13 protein-coding genes are annotated in these 14,215 nt (G+C 66.0%); all 13 read right to left on the reverse strand.

The features are described from left to right. Positions 1-5 precede the first annotated feature (5 nt). Positions 6-1,496, reverse strand: a complete 1,491-nt coding sequence (locus ACZ60G_RS07585; RefSeq protein ID WP_465808399.1) for an SCO6880 family protein — start codon at positions 1,494-1,496, stop codon at positions 6-8. A 2-nt stretch (positions 1,497-1,498) separates the two neighbouring features. Then, on the reverse strand, positions 1,499-2,971 hold the full coding sequence (locus ACZ60G_RS07590; protein WP_465808167.1) for a hypothetical protein: 1,473 nt from the start codon (positions 2,969-2,971) through the stop codon (positions 1,499-1,501). Beyond that, the gene (locus ACZ60G_RS07595; RefSeq protein ID WP_465808169.1) at positions 2,965-3,816 is read right to left on the reverse strand and encodes a DUF8175 domain-containg protein; all 852 of its coding nucleotides are present in this window, start codon (positions 3,814-3,816) and stop codon (positions 2,965-2,967) included. Before ACZ60G_RS07595 ends, ACZ60G_RS07590 begins: the two co-directional genes overlap by 7 nt. Continuing rightward, on the reverse strand, positions 3,810-4,625 hold the full coding sequence (locus ACZ60G_RS07600; protein ID WP_465808171.1) for a DUF8175 domain-containg protein: 816 nt from the start codon (positions 4,623-4,625) through the stop codon (positions 3,810-3,812). Before ACZ60G_RS07600 ends, ACZ60G_RS07595 begins: the two co-directional genes overlap by 7 nt. 73 nt (positions 4,626-4,698) lie before the next feature. Continuing rightward, positions 4,699-5,352, reverse strand: a complete 654-nt coding sequence (locus ACZ60G_RS07605; RefSeq protein ID WP_465808172.1) for a DUF8175 domain-containg protein — start codon at positions 5,350-5,352, stop codon at positions 4,699-4,701. Between the two features lie 23 nt (positions 5,353-5,375). Next, positions 5,376-5,651, reverse strand: a complete 276-nt coding sequence (locus tag ACZ60G_RS07610) for a hypothetical protein (RefSeq protein WP_245721076.1) — start codon at positions 5,649-5,651, stop codon at positions 5,376-5,378. Positions 5,652-5,659: 8 nt separating this feature from the next. Beyond that, positions 5,660-5,956, reverse strand: coding sequence for a hypothetical protein (locus ACZ60G_RS07615; RefSeq protein WP_040692318.1), 297 nt, complete (start codon positions 5,954-5,956; stop codon positions 5,660-5,662). 25 nt (positions 5,957-5,981) lie between these two features. Further along, positions 5,982-6,623 (reverse strand): hypothetical protein, encoded by a 642-nt coding sequence (locus ACZ60G_RS07620; RefSeq protein WP_063043703.1) that lies wholly within the window; start codon positions 6,621-6,623, stop codon positions 5,982-5,984. Then, complete coding sequence (locus tag ACZ60G_RS07625) at positions 6,620-7,495, reverse strand: MinD/ParA family ATP-binding protein (RefSeq protein WP_465808176.1); 876 nt, start codon at positions 7,493-7,495, stop codon at positions 6,620-6,622. Before ACZ60G_RS07625 ends, ACZ60G_RS07620 begins: the two co-directional genes overlap by 4 nt. 20 nt (positions 7,496-7,515) lie before the next feature. Beyond that, positions 7,516-8,457 (reverse strand): DUF8176 domain-containing protein, encoded by a 942-nt coding sequence (locus tag ACZ60G_RS07630; protein WP_465808178.1) that lies wholly within the window; start codon positions 8,455-8,457, stop codon positions 7,516-7,518. Between the two features lie 51 nt (positions 8,458-8,508). Then, on the reverse strand, positions 8,509-10,137 hold the full coding sequence (locus ACZ60G_RS07635; RefSeq protein ID WP_465808180.1) for a cutinase family protein: 1,629 nt from the start codon (positions 10,135-10,137) through the stop codon (positions 8,509-8,511). A gap of 330 nt (positions 10,138-10,467) precedes the next feature. Beyond that, entirely contained in the window at positions 10,468-12,873 is a 2,406-nt protein-coding gene (locus ACZ60G_RS07640) for a RelA/SpoT family protein (protein WP_040692327.1), read from the reverse strand. Between the two features lie 193 nt (positions 12,874-13,066). Beyond that, positions 13,067-14,038: an alkaline phosphatase family protein gene (locus tag ACZ60G_RS07645; protein ID WP_465808182.1), complete on the reverse strand. Its 972-nt coding sequence runs from the start codon at positions 14,036-14,038 to the stop codon at positions 13,067-13,069. Between the last annotated feature and the right edge of the window lie 177 nt (positions 14,039-14,215).

Here is a 14,215-nt window from a genome sequence, read left to right on the forward strand (position 1 = left end):
AATGCTCACCCCGCCAAGGCTTTCGGAATTGTCGCGTGTTCCGGCAGGATCACCCCGCAACCGAGCGAGGCCGCGAAGGCCGCCGCCTGGTAGCGGTAGCACCGCCGGATCTTCAACCGCGCCTGCGTGGACAGGTCGCGGGTAATGGCTTCGATGCGCGGCAGATCACCGCGCAGGGGCTCGGTGATGGTCACCAGCGCACCGAAGCGGGTCACACCGTGACCCCGGGCTTGTTCCTCACGGGCCTGCTGGGTGGCGCCCACCCGCAGGGTCGCGGCCGCCGAGACGACACCGCGTTCACTCTGCTGGGCCACCAGCGCGTTCTTGAAATCGTCGTCGACGATTTCGGCTGCGTCGGCGGCCGAATGCGGACGGTACACGATGGCGATGCGCTTGCGCGGCACTTCGGGATTCGGTGCGAGCAGCCGTTGCAGCACTCGTTCGTCCACCGCGCCCTCGGGTGCCGCGTCCATCTCCCAGGTGACCGAACGGCCACCGTCGTGTACCAGATGATCCCACTTCTCGTCGTGCGAAACCGGTCCGGCATCGGCCCAATCCAGCCCGTGCCCTTCGGGTTCGCCCGCGGCGACCTCGAGATCGGCCTGCGAGGCAGGATCGTAGCTGCGCCGGATGAACGAGATGACCTCATCGGCCGACATCGGCTGAGCGCGCACACCCGCCTCGGCCATCGCGGCACAGATGCCGGGAAGCCTGCGTCCGATCTCGACGGCCTCCTCGGCTGGATTCCTGCGGCGCTCGGCGGTGGTCGCCTTGAAGGTGATCGCAACGCGTGGCAGCAGCTGCACCCGTTCCTGCGGCAACTCGGTGGCGAGTTCGTACATCACCTGCTGCGCCAGCTCCGGCGCTTCCGGCCGGGTGATGGTGGAGACCTCGGTGAGCAGCCGGTTACCGGTCTCGGGCACGGTATCGATCACCGGGACGACGGCGACGATGTCACTGGTCTGGCCGACCGAGGCGAGAAACGTACCCCAGGCCGAGACCCAGCGATCGATGACCGGCTGGTCCACCGCCTCGTGCCCCTGCGGCCAGGCCCGCAAAACCACTGTGTACTGGGCGAATTGCGGTAGGTGGATCATGCCGAAGCTGTAGCCGCCCGCGTCGATGCCCTCGTAGAGCTTCGAGGGCGCGAGCAGGCCGGGTAGCCGCGTGACACCGCCCGGAATCCGCGAGAACCGGCCGCCGCGATACACGTGCTCACCGCGGTTGCGTGAGCGCATCCAGTTGAACATCATCAATCCGTTCTCGTATCCGGAGCGGCCCCCAGTCCGCCACACCAGTGGAACCATCACGACAACGCCGGTGCCGCCCACGATCAGACCCCACTTGAAGCCGCCGACCATGGCGCAGATCAGGGCCGTGATCACGACGACGAAGCCGATGACGGTCTCTTCCCAGCGCAGACCGAAAAGGCCTGCGCTGCGCGGCTTCTGCCACAGCCCGTACGAACGGCGCTCGTAGGTATCGCTCGTCGTCATCGTCATCGCGGAATGGTGCTCCTCCCGAGGTCGGGCGAACGGTTCGCCCAGCGGTCGCCCGCCACATCACCCATGGCTTGATCGGCGCGGTTCAGCGGCGCGGTCGCCGCGCGGGCGACGCCGATCGCACCCGCCGCCCTCGACGCACCGGACGGTACTCCCGCCCCGCCCTGCGGGACGGAGGCGCGCGGAGGTGCTCCGCCACCGCCACCGCCCCCGCGTGGCGGGGCCGGGCGCGGCGCGCCACCGCCGCCGCGCGGACCGCCCGCACCACCCGGTGGACGCGGACCGGTGGAGGTACCGCTGACGTAACCCGCCGAACCCGGTGCGGCACCCTTGACCGAGACGGCCTTGGTACCCATCGCACCCAAAGCGCCCACCGCGAGCAAGGTTCCGCCTGCCGCGGTGAGACCGGAACCACCGCTACCCACGATCGCGACCGCCGGCGTGACCAACCGCATCAGCGCGGGCAGCACGAACGCGACACTGCACAGCAGCACGATGGCGACCAACATCCGTTGCGCCTGTTCGCCTTCGGGCAGTCCGCCGGTATCGGTCAGCGAATCCACATGGCCCGCGGTGGTGAACGCGATCATGTAGACGATGGCGGCCACCGGCTTCCAGAGCATGAACGCGATGATCCAGCCGATCAGCTTCTGATACGACTGTTTGCCGATATTCATCCCGGATGCCGCCGCGGCCAATGGCAGCACACCCGCCGCGATGATAAGCAGACCCTGACGCACGATGGCCAGCACAATCTGTGCCAGCGCGCCGAGCAGTCCGACGATCGCGATGATCAACACCAGACCCGGCGAGAATGCCTGCAGCTTACTGGTTTTCACCATCAGCTCGGCCAGATCCTTGGCATTGCCGTTGGTCGAATCGTTGATGATCCACTCGGAGAAGCGATCCGAGGCCTGAGTGCCGGCGACGATCACGGCGCCGAGCATCCAGGAACTGAAAACCACCCGCGTGAACATGCGGAACGATTCGGCCGCCTCATTCATGACGGCGCCGCGTCTGGCCTCGGCCAATCTGGCGCCGGACAATATCACCGAGGCTATGAGCAGCAATATCTGCGCTTGATAGGTGTAGTCGTTGATCTTGACGAACAACGAACCCGAATCGCTGGCCGCCTCGTTGGGGACCTTCATCCAGAAGGTCAGCGCCAGCATGATGGCCTCACCGAGGCCGTTCATCAGCGAATCGACGACCTTGCCGAAGGTCGAATCCCAGGCCTTGTCCTTGACCGCGTTCGCGGTGCTGCCCGGATGCGAGGCGACATTGCCCGCCTTGCATACCGCAGACGCGGCGTCACCGAGGGAAACGCCCGGCAGCCCGACATTGTCGAGAGTGTCGTGCAGTTCGTTACACGTCTCGTCGAAGCCGTAACTCTGGCCGTAGGCCACCGTCGGCGTCGCGATCATCACCGTGAAGATGACCGCGAATATCGTGAGTACACGCCTCACCATTGTGTCCACCCCTCGATGCTTGGCAGGGAATCTATCTGGACTTGCTGCTGTCCGCTCACGGCCGTGAGCTTCCAGTCACCGTCGCGCCACATGACTGCCAGGCGCATGCCGACCCATGTTGGTTGGCCATCAGTCGTTTCTCGGGCCTTTCTCGCAAACTGGATGGTCGCGGAATCTGCGGTATAGCTCTCGATTCGGAACGCATCCGAAGCGAACAGCAAGGGTCTCAACTTGTCCGGCAGTCGATCCGACACCTTGCCCTCGGCCACGAGTCGGTCGTAGTCGTTCAGGTATTGCGGGGTGACCTCGACCAGCCGCAGCAGCAGATCGCGATCACGGGGGTTGGCGTTGGTGCGCCAGTAGATCTGCTCGGCCGCCAGGGCCGCGCCCTGAGGTGTGTGCGCGAAGCCGACGGCGGCCTTGCCGTCGATGCGCGCCGGGCCGTCGGAGGTGGAGAAGCGCACCACGGGCCCGCCGAATACGCGCTGCCACACGCCTTGGCCGCTCGCGGGCTGCGGCGCAGCGGTCTGCCAGGTCGGTGCGCCCGGCTGCTGCTGTAGCGCCGGATTCTGTTCCAGCGCAATGCCAGTGCCGTTATCGGGCACATCCACTCGGCGGCCGAACATATCGGTTTCCGGGTTGCCGAAACCGGACGCGGCGGTATCGGGCACATTCTCCGAACTCGTGCCCGTCTTCGACACCTGGTCGCCGCCAACGGTGTTGTCCCGCATGGCGATCACGGTCACCAGGACCGCGACGACCACCGCGAGCACCGCGCTGACGCCGAGCATCGCCAGTGGCGAGCGGTTCTGCGCCGGACCCGATCCGGGCCCCAGCCTCACCATTTCGTCCACCCGTTCAGGGATTCGACGTACTCGGGCTGCGTGTTGTTGGTGGTGGCGGGCTTGAGCCGCCAGTCCCCCGCATCCCACACCATGACCAGTCGCAGAGCCACCCACAGCGGCTTCCCGTCGGCCGACTGACCGCGCGACGCCAGCTGGATGATCGCCAGATCGTCCGCATAGTTCTCGACCCTGAACGCGTCCGAGGCGACGAAATACTTGGTCACCTTCTCCGGCTGCTGCTGCGGAAGTTTGTCCTGGGACAGGGCCTTGTCGTAGGCGGCGATCTGCTGGGCCGAGACGCGGACCTGACGGACGTAGAGGTCGCGGTCGGCGGGGCGGGCGTTGAGGCGGTAGGTGATCTGGGCGGCCGCGAGCACCGCGCCCTGCGGGGTGTGCGAATACCCGACGGCCAGACCGTCTTCGATGTGGGTCGGTCCGTCGGAGGTGGAGAACGGGACCGAGGCGCCGTAGACCCGCTGCCAACCGTGCGGTGCGGTGGTGGCCTCGGGTGCCGCGGTCAGCCAGTCCGCGTCCGACGGCCTGCGCTGCCGGGTCGGATCCTGCGGAAGTGGTTGTCCGGCAGGGTTGTTCGGGATATCGACGCGCCTGCCGAGAATATCCACCTCGGGGGTCGCAAAGCCCTCACCGCCGGAATTGGCTGCGGCGGCGGCCTTGTCGCCACCCGAACCCGAATCATCCCGGCTCACGTACACGAATACGCCGACGACCACGATGAGCACCAGCACGGCAGCGGACGCGATGACACCGAAGGAGACGCGATCGCGCGTGTACGACTCCTTCTCACTCATGACTCCGCCTCGCTAGCGCTCGGCTCCGTCATGAGCGAAGCACGCTGCGACATGATTCGCTCGCTTTGCTCGCTCATGCCGGCGCCTCCAATTTCACTATGTCCGTGGGCAATTCATCGACCGCCTCGATGGGCCTGGCGGTCGAGTCGGGATCCGGCAGTCGCAATCTCCAGTCGTTGCCGAACCATTCGACAGTGGTGTGGTTCACCGCCTTCGAGTTGTCCGAATATTCGGTATAGACGTCGACGGCGGAAGCCGCATCGGTGTAGCCGGTGATCTTGTATCCGAGCACTCTCGGCGCATATTCGGGCGCCGCCGGACCGGCGATCGAGAGCTGCACCCGGTTGACCGACCACTCGTCTCTGGCCTTGTCCGGCACCACCTCTTGGCGCACGATATCGGCCCATTGACTGTCGGCGGCCACCGACATTCGCACCGTGTGCACGATCGCCGCCAACGCCGCACCGATCGGCGAATGCTCGAAACCCGTTGCGGCGCCGTCAGATACCTGCTTCGGCCCCTGGTCGGCACTCGGGAGTGCCACGCCTTGGAACGGCTGCCACCTCACATGGGTCGGCGCGGCCGTCAGGTTCGGGCCGGAAGCGCCGTCACTGCCGCCGCAGCCGACCGCCGCCAGTATCAGGGCAGCACCGAACGCACCCGCGGCGGGCTTGCGAATGCCCCGCCGCCACACGCCGGGTTGCTCCCGCACAACTGTGGAAATCATCCCAGGGCCGTCCCCATCCCCGTTCACGTCGGCAGGAACGCCAACGCGATCCCCGAGGCCGTGCTCGCCACAGCCGCCCCGAGCAGACTCATCAATACACCGTGCGAGGCGTCGTTCATCGCCAGGTCGCTCCGGAACGCGATCCACAGGCGGCCCGCGGACACGATCATCCACGCCAGGCACACCAGCAGTACGAACCAGAGCAGCCAGTTCAGCAGCTGCATCAGCGGTTGCAGCACTTCGGCGGGCATCTGCTTGTAGGCAAGCAGTTCCGCCGCCGACATTCGCACGGTAGTCATCGCCGACATCAGGTTCCGATGACGGCGTTCATGATGGTGCCCGCGCTCGTCGCGACGACGCCGCCGATCATGGCTCCGGCCACCATCTTCGGCGATTCGAGCCCACCGCCGGTCCACTTCTCCCACGCGAATTTGCCACCCGCGTAGGTGATTCCGCAAATACCGGAGAGCAACACGAACCAGGTGAGGTAGCGGACCAGCTGCAGGATCTTCTCCGAGCCGGGAGGCGCTTCCGGTGTCGGGTTACCGACCTGAGCCAGCACAGTGCCGTACGTGTCCTGCACGGCAAGGAGAATCATGCTCATCGGCTGCCTTTCTTGGTAGTGGCGGTCAACGGTGGCCCTCATCGAAAGATGCACTGCTGTCCAGGTTTTCGCGCACGACCGCAACGATATCGGCCCCGAGCTCCCTGATCTCGAGCGGAACTTCCTCGAGCGGGTCGATCCTTTTCTTCTTCTGCGGTATCTCGTCGCCCGGGGTCCAGATCGGCAGGCTCTCCGGTTCGACGAGGGTCCATTCCTCGTACCACGGGACCTGCCAGACCTGACCGGCCAGGGAGCCGACCACATCGCGGTAGCGGCGGATTTCGGCGGGCATGCGCCCGGGACGGGCCGCGACCGTGATCAGTCCGAGGACCTCACAGGAGCCGGCGAAACCCGAATGATGTTGGCGCAGAAGATCATGCGCACGAGTGAGTCCGGCGATGGTCTCACGAGCCACCAGAACGACGAAGGGCGATTCGCGGTCGAAGACGCCGGGCCAGCGGCGGCCCGAATCCGCCGCGGGCGCAAGCACACGCGCGAGGCTACTGGCTCCGGCACCGCCGTGCACACCTAGCAGCCACCACAGCGGCGCCCGGCCGACGCCGGGTACGGGACGGTCCCAAATGGGCGCGCGACGGGACTCCGGTGGGGCGACCACACCGGCTTGGGCGGCTTCGGACTGGCGACGAAGTTTCATGGCGGCCGTCATGATGCCACTCCGGCGAGCAGCCGCCCATAAGCCCGGCGCGTCTCCGAAGCCAGCGATGCGTGGCGAACGAGTTCACCGCGCGCCAGATGCGGATCGTAGGGAATCTCCCTGATATCACGAACCCAGCCGGAAAGGTGCTCGCGCAAATGGTCGGCAACATGCGAGTCCGCGCCGGGGAGCTGGTGTGAGACAACGATTGTGGTATCTCCGACGATGCCGCCGCCCTGCCCCCCGGCCGAATCGCCGAACTGGTCGTCGAGCCATTCCAGGGTCACCCGCAGCCGGTTCGCGGCATCGGCGCGCGCCGGAATGGCAAGTACCAGAGCGACATCCGCGTCATCCAGCAATGGTCGCAGCTGACGTCCGGCAATCGGGTTACCGCCGTCGTAGACAGCGGTGTACCCGGCGTCATAGATCGCGCGCGCAACTGTGAGATATGTGGCACGCCGACGCAGTGGCGCGGCATCGCGCCAGAGCAGTCCGATACCCGAACTCGCCTGCGACAGACACTCCTTCAACGGCGCCGGTTCATCGTTGCCGCGCCCGTACAACCACGCTTGCAGGCTGATCGGATGCAAATGCTCATCGGCCCCGCGTAGCGCCAGATCGCTGCCCGCCGCCGTGGCGTCCACGGCCACCGTCGAGGTGCCCGTCGTGCCGAGTTCACCGGCCAAGCCCAAGGCTGTGGTAGTGGTTCCCGCACCACCACAGCCACCGACCACCAGAATCGAACGCTGCGCCGGTTCCGCGGATTCACTGTCTCCGCCCTTACGCCGCAGACGCACCACCGGAGCCTTCGAAGGCGCGTGCCGGTCCGACGGATCACCCGCATCGGGCGCCTCATCGAGCCAGCGGCTCCAGTCGTCTCCCATCGCTATCAGCTCTCCCTAATTCATCCGGCCGCGACGCCCGTGATGAGCGTGCGGCCGTCGACCACCACCGTGGTGACGGTCTGCTTGTTGTACGTGGCGGGCGCGCCGCCGGGTCGATACTCGGTGACCTCGACCGAATACCGGTCATCGGTGATCGTCTGGATCCGCACGCAGTGCGTGGTGCCCAGCGGAACGGTGTCGATGCCGTGCTGGATCACCGTCGCCGAGGAGATATTCGAATCCGGGGCGACCACCGCACGGACCCGCTCGCCGGACCGTTCCACGTAGTAGGCGTATTGGAACGCCAGGATTGCGTCCGGTCCGGAGTCGGTGCCGCCGGGTTCGGCACTGCGCACGATGCGGTCGCCGCGTTCGGTCGGGCAGTCGGCGATGCCACGGGATTGGACACTGCCCGCGGTGAATTGCATCGAGGGCACGACCGGCGCGGCGGCGCGATCACCGGACGAGCGCAGGAGCAACACCGCGCCCGCGGCGGCCGCGGCCAACAGCAGTACGGCCACGACGAGCACCGCGATCACCCGGGCCCGGCGCGCGGCCGGATGGTCGCGCGCCTCCTGGCGCAGTGCGCGTGTCGCGCGAGTCGACCGTTCGCGCGGAACGTGGTCGTGGTCGTGGTCGTCGTCCTCCGGCCACGGGAACTGTACAAGTTCGCCATCGCGCGGACCGCTGTAGTCGTCGTCGGGACCGGGGGCGCGTCCGGCCACCCAATCCGACCACCCACCGGTGAATTCACTGCGACTGGAGGCCAGATCAGCGGGCACCTCGTTGCGTGCGCGCACCTCGTCCGGATCCTCCTCGCGAATGTAGTGCGGAAACCGGGGCGCACCGTCCTCGTCACCGGGATCCCGCAATCCTGGCTGATCGGGGTTCGGGGCCGCTACCCCCGCCTCCGGCTCCAGCGCGCCGTACCAGCGCGACAGCTGTTTGTACGACTTCAACATTCCCCCATTCCCGCAGAGCGAGGCGCATGCATAATCGGACCCTCTCTGCGATCAGTTCGTGGAGAACGGGTAGGTGTTGTTTACGCTGCCGGGTACTACGGTGGGCGGAGTCGACGTCGCGCCGCCGGATGAGGTGCCATCGGCTCCTGTCCCGAACGGAAATTGTCCCGTACCGGACGAATTCGGCGTAGTCGACGCGCCGGAACTTTCTCCGAAGAATCCGGTGGTCGATTTCCTGTTGCCACCGATAGGCACAGCTCCGCTGCCATATTTATCGGCCAGATCGTGTGCCGCCGCGGCGAACCAGTCCGCGACGAATCGGGTGGGCGAATCACCGGTCGCGGTGACCGCCGCGGTGCTGTAGGCGCCGTGGCGCTGCACGGTATCCCAATAGCGCACCCAGGTCGTCACATTGAGCAGTTCGCTGTTATCGGTGATGTTCTGTACAACCGCGTCGAAGGCCTGAGTTACCAGTCGGGCACCGGTCGTCGGCGGCACCAACTGCGGAATCGCGCCCAGCAATTTCGTGCCGAACAGCAAGATTCCGGAGACCGGATCGGCCAAACCCGCGGTGGCCAGTTGGCTGATATTGGCCGAGTTGATGACCGATTTGACCACCGTCACGACCGCGTTCAGTCCGATCATGCCGACCTTCAGCAATGCCTGCAGTGCCGCAGGGATATTCAGCGGCGTGCGCGGATCGGCGGCATCGGCCAAGCGCTGGGAAATCGACTTCTGCGGTGAAATCGACAAATTCGCTAGTGAGTTGCCCTGGACATCCTCGTTGACGACTTTGGTGGCGGTTTTGATAGACGTGTATGCCAGCGCCTGAGAAATCGACACCAGTGATGCGATCGGGTCGCCACCACCGAACTTGGACTGGCCCGCAATAGACGCCACTGCCTTCAGAATCGGCGCGCCCTCCGGTGCATCGCACGCGAGATCGCCTGCGGCACAGAAACTCGCGACACGCCCGGTGAGCGCTGCGAAATTGGGGGCCTTATCGCGTTCCGGCCCGATTCCGCCGCCACTCGCGGGCTCCTGCGGCAGCGCCGCGATGGATGCGATCCGGTCCCCCGATGTGCCCGGTGCTGGATCCGGCGTCGCCTTGCCCGGTGAGCCGGGAAATAGCGGCGCACCGGGATTGCGGGTCGGATCGGCGAACAGGGCAACCGCGGCGACCTTCTCGGGCGGGATCACGCCACGGCCCTGGCCGACCTCCTGGGCGAACATCGAGGCCACATGCGCGCCTTGCGAATAGCCCACGATCGCGAAGCGGGTCTCGGTGCAGCGGGCCGCGACATCCTGGGCCATCGAGCGCAGCCGGAGCAGTCCGCCGATCACCGACTCCGCATACGACACCGTGCCACCGGCGGTCGCGCCGCCGAAACCGGATTCGTATGGGACATAGGCGCGGTCGACCAGACTGGGATCGGCCTTGGCCAGCATCGGCATGAAGACCGTGGAGAGCATGCCGGTATCGGTGGTCGGCGCGGCATCCGGTGACGATTCGCCTGTGCCCTGAATTCCCAAGGCGTACAGTGCCGGACACGTACCGATAGCGATGTTCGTCGACGGGCCTGCGGAATCGGACGGTTCCGCTACGGCGGTTCCTGCGGTCGCCACAGCAACGGCGAATGCGATCAGCATTCCCGAGATCCGTGCCGTGTAGTTCATCATAGCGATCCGCAATCAATTCGTGTTGCCGCATCTAACCAAAACGCCATGAAACGCAATAGACCGTAACAGATTCCGACTCTTGCTGCGGCTTCGACGAAAAGTTTGCGCGAACCGCCGAGTGCCGCATGGCAGTTCACGGCGTGCCATCCTGGATCACTCGACAAGTTTCCGACGGCGGAAATCGCCCTGCAACCGGTCGGCGACCCTGCGGGCATTCGAATCATCAACCCGGACTTCGCATCCCAGCGAACGCCGAACCACACGGGCAGACAACCGCAACTTTCCATGCGGGTACGCCGGCTATGTCCAGCGAGGTTGACGGGGTTCGGTCTAGGTGGCCGAGGTCACCCGGTAGACGTCGTAGACGCCCTCCACATTGCGAACCACATTCAGCAAGTGGCCGAGGTGTTTCGGATCGCCCATCTCGAAGGTGAACTTGCTGATCGCGACCCGGTCACCGTGCGTGGCGACCGAGGCGGACAGGATATTCACCTTCTCATCGGCGAGCACCTTGGTCACGTCCGACAGCAGTCGGGTGCGGTCGAGTGCCTCGATCTGGATGGCGACCAGGAACACCGAGGACGGCGAGGGCGCCCACTCCACATCGATGATGCGCTCGGCCTGTTCGCGCAGCGAACCTGCGTTGGTGCAGTCGGTGCGGTGCACGCTGACCGCGCCACCGCGGGTCACGAAGCCCATGATCTCGTCACCGGGGACCGGGGTGCAGCACTTGGCCAGCTTCGCCACCGTGCCCGACGCGCCGGGGATCAGCACCCCAGCATCACCGGTCACGCGCTGTCGGCTCGGCGTCGTCGAGGGGGTGGAGCGCTCGGCGAGCTCGTTCTCGACATCACCGATGCCGCCGAGTTGCGCCATCAACCGCTGCACGACGTGGTGTGCGGATACCTGGTGCTCGCCGACGGCGGTGTAGAGGGTGGAGATGTCGGTGTAGTGCAGTTCGTGCGCGACGGCGGTCATCGCGTCCACGCTCATCAACCGCTGCAGCGGCAGCCCGACGCGGCGGACCTCCTTGGAGATCTGCTCCTTACCGCTTTCCAGAGCCTCTTCGCGACGTTCCTTGGCGAACCACTGCCGGATCTTGGCCTTGGCGCGCGGAGAGACCACGAAGTTCTGCCAGTCGCGGCTGGGTCCTGCGTTCTGCGCCTTCGAGGTGAATACCTCGACGACCTCACCGTTTTCGAGCTGACGTTCCAGTGCGACCAGCCGGCCGTTGACCCGCGCGCCGATGCAGCGGTGCCCGACCTCGGTATGCACGGCGTACGCGAAATCGACCGGAGTCGACTTCTGCGGCAACGTGATCACATCACCCTTAGGGGTGAACACGAAGATCTCGGGCGACTTCAGGTCGAAGCGCAACGACTCCAGGAATTCGGCCGGATCGGCGGCCTCGCGCTGCCAGTCGAGCAGCTGCCGCATCCACGCCATATCGTCGACTTCGGTCGAGTCGTTCGAATGCTTGCCGCGGGTCTCCTTGTAGCGCCAGTGCGCGGCGATGCCGAATTCGGCGGTGCGGTGCATGTCCTGGGTGCGGATCTGCACTTCCAGCGGCTTACCGTCGGGCCCGACGACCGTGGTGTGCAGCGACTGGTAGACGCCATAGCGCGGCTGGGCAATGTAGTCCTTGAACCTGCCTGCCATCGGCTGCCACAGCGAATGCACGACACCGACCGCCGCATAGCAGTCGCGAACCTCGTCGCACAGGATGCGGATACCGACCAGGTCATGGATGTCGTCGAAGTCCTTACCCTTGACGATCATCTTCTGGTAGATCGACCAGTAGTGCTTGGGGCGACCCTCGACGATCGCGTTGATCCGCGACGCCGCAAGCGTATTCACGATCTCCGCGCGCACCCGCGCCAGGTAGGTGTCACGCGACGGCGCGCGGTCGGCGACCAGGCGCACGATTTCGTCGTACTTCTTCGGGTGCAGAATCGCGAACGCGAGGTCCTCGAGCTCCCATTTGACCGTGGCCATACCGAGGCGGTGTGCCAGCGGAGCGATCACCTCGAGGGTTTCCTTGGCCTTCTTCGCCTGCTTCTCCGGCGGCAGGAAACGCATGGTGCGCATGTTGTGCAGGCGGTCGGCCACCTTGATCACCAGAACGCGCGGGTCGCGCGCCATCGCGATGATCATCTTGCGGATGGTCTCGGCCTCGGCGGCGGCGCCCAGGTTGACCTTGTCGAGTTTGGTGACGCCGTCGACCAGATGCGCGACCTCGGCGCCGAAGTCCTCGGTCAGCTGCTCGAGCGAGTAGCCGGTGTCCTCCACGGTGTCGTGCAACAGCGCCGCGACCAATGTGGTGGTGTCCATGCCGAGTTCGGCGAGAATATTGGCGACCGCGAGCGGGTGGGTGATGTAGGGGTCACCGGACTTGCGGAACTGGTGGGCGTGGCGCTCGTCGGCGACGTCGAATGCGCGCTGCAGCAGCGTGAGATTCGCCTTCGGGTACAGCTCGCGGTGCACGCTGGCCAGTGGTTCGAGCACCGGTTTGACCGCCGCGATACCGCGCTGACCGGTCATGCGCCGGGCCAGGCGGGCGCGCACCCGCCGCGAGGCGGAGGTCGGGACCGCGGCCGTGGTCCCGGGCTGACGCGCCGGTGCGGCACCGCCGCTCATCTGCGGTTTCGGCGTGGTCACATCCGAGGCGGCCGCACCATTCGACTGCGGGGCACCTGCCGATTGCTCGACATTCGCCTCGCCCAGATGCTGAGTCATGCCACCACCTCTCCACGCCGCGATCGGACCACAGTATCCGACCGCTGCAACCGCCCAGACCACAACTTTAGTCCGCGCGCAGGTCACCTGCCCGATCCGAGGTTGCCGAGTCGGAAATGCCCCGGTTGTGCGGGTGAATTGCGGCGCAGGCGATCGTATGCGGCGACAACGAGCGGAGCGTGCGAAAGGTGCCCTATCGGCTGGTAAAAGGTTCAACGGGCTGGCGGATGCGCGATTGTCCGTCGAAGTCCGGGTCGAGCGGGGCATGGAAGATGTCCAGCACGGTGGGGGTGATATCGACCAGCGAGAAGCTGGAACTGGTCGCGCCCGCGAGGAAGTCCGGGCCGCGGGCGATGACGAAACTGGCTGTCTCGTCGGGGGTTTGGCCGCCGTGGCCGCCCTTGGGCCGGTGGCCGTGGTCGGTGGTGACCAGGATGGTCCAGCGTTCGGCGGGGTTGGCGCGGGCGCGAGCGTCCACGGCGGCGACTATGCGGCCGACGAGGGCGTCGATGCGGGTGACGGCGTCGCGGTATTCACCGGACGCGCCGCCGTGCTGGTGGCCGGCGCGATCGACCTGGTCGAGGTGGGTGAAGAGGAAGTCGGGGGCGTATTTGGTGATGGCGGTGACCACGCTGTCGGTGGTGGCGGCGTCGGTGGCGCTTTCGTTGTCGTCATCGGGGACGAGCGGGGTAGAGATGACGACGTCGGCGCGCGGATCGCCGCTGGCCGTCATGGTGGCGATCTGATCCCAGGTGGCGATGGACTGGGTCTTGAGGGTCGGATCGTGGCGTTCGAGGCGGGTGAAGACGGTCGGATACTTCGCGAACGGGGTGGCGTCGAAGTTGTTGTCGGTGATGCCGTGTTTGCTCCCCCAGACGCCGGTGAGCACGGTGGCCCAGGACGGGCCGGAGATGGAGATATGCGGGGCGATGGAGCCGCGGCCGAGTGTGCCTTCGGCGCTGAGCCGCAACAGGTTCGGCGCCCGCACCTCCTCGATCTTGCGGTACATTGTGCCGTCGAGTCCGATGAGGACGACCTTGTCGGCTTGGGGGGCGGCCTGCGCACGCCCGGTGGCGAGGACGGTCGAGACGGCCGCGACGGCAACGGCACCGGAGAAAAGTTGCCTGCGTGCGAGGGGCGTGGTGGCTGCGGTTCGCGCGCTCATATCCCGAACGATCCGGTACGACAGTGCCTTTCGGTAGCGCACCGAGTGAGTGTTCATGGACGTTTCATCGGTCTCGCCATCGCCGGTCGCCTTGCTGAACAGCCACTGAACTCGCGATAGCCAATAGCTATTCATACTGTTCACAGGTGCGTATCGGTGAGGTGAACAGCAGAAACC

The sequence above is a fragment of the Nocardia sp. NPDC102475 genome (assembly GCF_055584605.1).

Excerpts from the sequence above, each read along its gene's own strand:
- ACZ60G_RS07585 (WP_465808399.1), bottom strand. The coding sequence starts at position 1,496 with ATGACGACGAGCGATACCTACGAGCGCCGTTCGTACGGGCTGTGGCAG.
- ACZ60G_RS07590 (WP_465808167.1), bottom strand. The coding sequence starts at position 2,971 with ATGGTGAGGCGTGTACTCACGATATTCGCGGTCATCTTCACGGTGATG.
- ACZ60G_RS07595 (WP_465808169.1), bottom strand. The coding sequence starts at position 3,816 with ATGGTGAGGCTGGGGCCCGGATCGGGTCCGGCGCAGAACCGCTCGCCA.
- ACZ60G_RS07600 (WP_465808171.1), bottom strand. The coding sequence starts at position 4,625 with ATGAGTGAGAAGGAGTCGTACACGCGCGATCGCGTCTCCTTCGGTGTC.
- ACZ60G_RS07605 (WP_465808172.1), bottom strand. The coding sequence starts at position 5,352 with ATGATTTCCACAGTTGTGCGGGAGCAACCCGGCGTGTGGCGGCGGGGC.
- ACZ60G_RS07610 (WP_245721076.1), bottom strand. The coding sequence starts at position 5,651 with ATGACTACCGTGCGAATGTCGGCGGCGGAACTGCTTGCCTACAAGCAG.
- ACZ60G_RS07615 (WP_040692318.1), bottom strand. The coding sequence starts at position 5,956 with ATGAGCATGATTCTCCTTGCCGTGCAGGACACGTACGGCACTGTGCTG.
- ACZ60G_RS07620 (WP_063043703.1), bottom strand. The coding sequence starts at position 6,623 with ATGACGGCCGCCATGAAACTTCGTCGCCAGTCCGAAGCCGCCCAAGCC.
- ACZ60G_RS07625 (WP_465808176.1), bottom strand. The coding sequence starts at position 7,495 with ATGGGAGACGACTGGAGCCGCTGGCTCGATGAGGCGCCCGATGCGGGT.
- ACZ60G_RS07630 (WP_465808178.1), bottom strand. The coding sequence starts at position 8,457 with ATGTTGAAGTCGTACAAACAGCTGTCGCGCTGGTACGGCGCGCTGGAG.
- ACZ60G_RS07635 (WP_465808180.1), bottom strand. The coding sequence starts at position 10,137 with ATGATGAACTACACGGCACGGATCTCGGGAATGCTGATCGCATTCGCC.
- ACZ60G_RS07640 (WP_040692327.1), bottom strand. The coding sequence starts at position 12,873 with ATGACTCAGCATCTGGGCGAGGCGAATGTCGAGCAATCGGCAGGTGCC.
- ACZ60G_RS07645 (WP_465808182.1), bottom strand. The coding sequence starts at position 14,038 with ATGAGCGCGCGAACCGCAGCCACCACGCCCCTCGCACGCAGGCAACTT.